The organism is Cupriavidus sp. 05T313 (genome assembly GCF_056396665.1).
This window is the reverse complement of record NZ_JBFTLX010000412.1, coordinates 1-3,727: the sequence shown is the minus strand read 5'-3', so window position 1 is coordinate 3,727 and position 3,727 is coordinate 1. Positions and strand designations below refer to the sequence as shown.

The 3,727-nt window shown below is 65.0% G+C and carries 5 protein-coding genes; 3 read left to right on the top strand and 2 right to left on the bottom strand.

The genetic code is table 11. The features are described from left to right. From AC1DKD_RS39965 to AC1DKD_RS39955, 3 genes are all read left to right on the top strand, one after another. Positions 1-231 (top strand): Maf family protein (locus AC1DKD_RS39965; RefSeq protein ID WP_477144623.1); only part of this gene is annotated, 231 nt, incomplete at its 5' end. Positions 232-355: 124 nt separating this feature from the next. Further along, positions 356-1,822 carry a ribonuclease G gene (rng, locus tag AC1DKD_RS39960; RefSeq protein ID WP_477144622.1) on the top strand — a complete coding sequence of 489 codons (1,467 nt, stop codon included), beginning with the start codon at positions 356-358 and terminating at the stop codon, positions 1,820-1,822. Positions 1,823-1,935: 113 nt separating this feature from the next. Beyond that, positions 1,936-2,448: a hypothetical protein gene (locus AC1DKD_RS39955; RefSeq protein WP_441634400.1), complete on the top strand. Its 513-nt coding sequence runs from the start codon at positions 1,936-1,938 to the stop codon at positions 2,446-2,448. An 81-nt stretch (positions 2,449-2,529) separates the two neighbouring features. On the opposite strand, the gene AC1DKD_RS39950 is transcribed toward AC1DKD_RS39955, so the two are convergent. Then, positions 2,530-3,120, bottom strand: a complete 591-nt coding sequence (locus AC1DKD_RS39950) for a peroxidase-related enzyme (protein ID WP_441634402.1) — start codon at positions 3,118-3,120, stop codon at positions 2,530-2,532. A gap of 83 nt (positions 3,121-3,203) precedes the next feature. Then, on the bottom strand, positions 3,204-3,727 hold a 524-nt coding region (locus AC1DKD_RS39945), incomplete at its 5' end, for an ATP-binding cassette domain-containing protein (protein ID WP_477144621.1).

Below are 3,727 nucleotides of genomic sequence, written 5' to 3'. Positions count from 1 at the left end.
GGCCTGCGCCACGCGCTTTCGGTCTCCGAGGTCAGTTTCCGGCCCATGACGGCCGATGAAGTCGCGGCCTATGTCGCCAGCGGCGAGCCGGCCGGCAAGGCCGGCGCCTACGGCATCCAGGGCCGCGCGGCGGAGTTCGTCGCGCGAATCGACGGCAGCTATTCGGGTATCATGGGTTTGCCCCTGTTTGAGACCGCTTCGCTGCTCAGACAGGCCGAACTGCGGTTCTGAGAACCCCGCCGCCGCCCTTTCCGCTACCCCGCGGCTGCCCTGGCCAAGGCAGCGCCCCGGAGCGCATGGCGGCGCAGTGCGGACAACCCCCTGGCCGGTCAGCCGGCGACGAGTTTCATCCACTATGACTGAAGACATCCTCGTCAACATCACACCGCAGGAAACGCGCGTGGCCATCGTGCAGCAGGCCGCCGTGCAGGAACTCCATGTCGAGCGCACGCTGTCGCGCGGGCTCGTCGGCAATATCTACCTGGGCAAGGTCGTACGTGTGCTGCCCGGCATGCAATCCGCCTTTATCGACATCGGGCTCGAACGCGCCGCATTCCTGCACGTCGCCGATATCTGGCATCCGCGCGACCCGGAAAAAAAYGGCAATGCCGCGCCCCTGGCGATTGAGAAGACGCTCTATGAAGGCCAGGCGCTGATGGTGCAGGTCATCAAGGATCCGATCGGCACCAAGGGCGCGCGCCTGTCCACCCAGGTGAGCATCGCCGGACGCACCCTGGTCTACCTGCCACAGGACCCRCACATCGGCATCTCCCAGCGCATCGAGGGCGAGGTCGACCGCGAAGCCCTGCGCTCGCGCGTGCAAAGCCTGGTACCGGCGGACGAACGCGGCGGCTTTATCGTGCGCACCATTGCCGAGGAGTCCAGCAACGAGGAACTCGGCAACGATATCGCCTACCTGCGCAAGATCTGGGCCTCCATCCGCCAGAATGCCACCACCCTGCCCGCGCCCAGCCTGCTGTACCAGGATCTCAACCTGGCCCAGCGCGTGCTGCGCGACTTCGTCAACGACGCCACCAACGTGATTCAGGTGGATTCGCGCGAGAACTACCAGAAGCTGGTGGAGTTCGCGGAGGAATACACCCCGGCCGTGCTGCCGCGCCTGTCGCACTACACCGGCGAGCGCCCTGTCTTCGACCTCTTCAATATCGACGCCGAAATCGAAAAGGCCCTGTCGCGCCGGGTCGACCTGAAATCAGGCGGCTACCTGATGATCGACCAGACGGAGGCCATGACCACCATTGACGTCAACACCGGTGGCTACGTCGGCGCGCGCAACTTCGACGACACGATCTTCAAGACCAACCTGGAAGCGGCGCACACGATTGCGCGCCAGCTGCGGCTGCGCAACCTGGGCGGCATCATCATCATCGATTTCATCGATATGGAGAACACCGAGCACCGCGACCAGGTGCTGTCGGAACTCAAGCGCGCACTGTCGCGCGACCGCACGCGCATCACCGTCAACAGCTTCTCGCAGCTCGGGCTGGTGGAGATGACCCGCAAGCGCACCCGCGAATCGCTGGCGCACGTGCTGTGCGAGCAATGCCCCGTGTGCACGGGCAAGGGCCAGGTCAAGACGCCGCGCACGGTGTGCTACGACATCCTGCGCGAAATCATGCGCGAGTCGCGCCAGTTCAACCCGCGCGAATTCCGCATCCTCGRCTCGCAGCAAGTGATCGACCTGTTCCTGGAGGAAGAAAGCCAGCATCTGGCCATGCTCGGCGACTTCATCGGCAAGCCAATTTCGCTGCAGGTGGAATCGACCTTCCACCAGGAGCAGTACGACATCATCCTGATGTAGCAGTCCGGGCCGTTTGGGCTCGCCTTCCTTGCGCCATCCACTATAAATAGTGATATGGGATGCGCCTCGCCAGCGCATCGCGCGCGCCGCGATACCGGGCGCAAGGAGTCACCATGAAGAACAAGTGCTGGCCTCTGTGGCCGTGGCTTTTTGTCGCCGCGCTGACGGCATGCACCGTGACACTGCCGCCGGCCCCACCCGCCGCGCGCGCACCTGGGCCCCCCGCGGCGCCCCCCGCTGTTGTCCGCGAACGGCCGACGCCAATTGTTCCGCGCGACATCGATATCTCCGCCAATTGCCAGCGCACCGAGGAAGACGGCTTCCGCGAGGATGCGCATATGCAAGTGGTGAGCAACGACGTGCGCAGTCTGTCCTGGAAACTCTGGGTGGGCAGGCGTGGCTCCTGCCATTTCGATCTCGCCGAGTTCCGCCAGGTGCGCAAGACTCCGCACATCGAACTGCGGGCCATCGACGACAGCGGCTGCACGCTGATGGTGTGGCAGGATCCGCGGCGCGTCACGCTCGCCCATGCGCATTGCGAGCAGCATTGCACCCCGGGCATCTATGAACAGGCGTGGCCGGTACTGTTCAACCCGCGCAGCGGCACGTGCGCGCAGATCCGGTAGCGCGCAGCACGCGCTGGCAATGGGAAACAGGATAAGGAGACGGGCGCGACGGGCCCCGCCTCCGAAGAGCAGCACGCCGCCCTACTTTGCCTTCGGCACGCGCCCCATCAGGTAGAACTCCTCGTTGGGCCGCATGCTGATGGTGTTAGCCATGCGGTTGGACAAGCCGAAGAAGGCGGTGATGGCGGCAATATCCCAGGCGTCCTCGTCGCTGAACCCATGCTTGCGCAGTGCAGCGAAATCGGCATCGCCCACCTCACTGGAGGCCTGGCAGACCTTGAGAGCGAAGTCGAGCATGGCGCGCTGGCGCGGCGTGATGTCGGCCTTGCGGTAGTTGACAGCCACCTGGTCGGCCAGCTCCGGTTTTTTCTCGTAGATGCGCAGGATGGCGCCATGCGCCACTACGCAGTACAGGCATTGGTTGGCGCCCGAGGTGGCAACCACGATCATTTCGCGCTCGCCCTTGGTCAGCCCCCCGTCCTTGAGCATCAGCGCGTCGTGGTAGGCGAAGAAGGCGCGGAATTCGTCCGGCCGGTGGGCCAGCGTGAGGAACACGTTGGGTACGAAACCAGCCTTGTCCTGGACTTCCAGGATGCGCGCCCGGATGTCCTCGGGCAGCTCGGCGATGGCGGGAACCGGATAGCGGCTCAGCGGCGGCGTGGATGCGGTCATGGTGGTCTCCTTCGGGGGTATCCCCCTCTTTGCACTGCGCATGAACCGCCCGCAACAGCTGCCGCGGGCAGCGAAAAACCGGCTTACTGGGTGGCGAACTGGATCTTGTGGAGTCCGGCGTAGAGTCCCTCGGCCGACAGCAGTTCGGCGTGGGTGCCATGCTCCGCCACCCGGCCGTGGTCGAGCACCACGATGCGGTCGGCGTTCTCGATGGTGGACAGGCGGTGCGCGATCACCAGCGTGGTACGGCCGACCATCAAGGCCTCCAGCGCGGCCTGGACCTGGCGCTCGGACTCCGAGTCGAGTGCCGAGGTCGCTTCGTCCAGGATCAGGATCGGTGCGTCCTTGTAAAGAGCGCGCGCGATCGCCATCCGCTGGCGCTGGCCGCCGGAGAGCTTCATGCCGTTGTCGCCGATATTGGTATCGAGCCCTTGCGGCAGGCCCTTGACCACATCGGTCAGGTAGGCGGCGGCCAGCGCGCGCTCGACGCGCGCCATATCGATGTCCGCCGCGGGATGCACGCCATAGGCAACATTGGCGGCCACGGTGTCATTGAACAGCACCACCTCCTGGCTGACAAAAGCGATCTGGCGACGCAGGTCTTGCA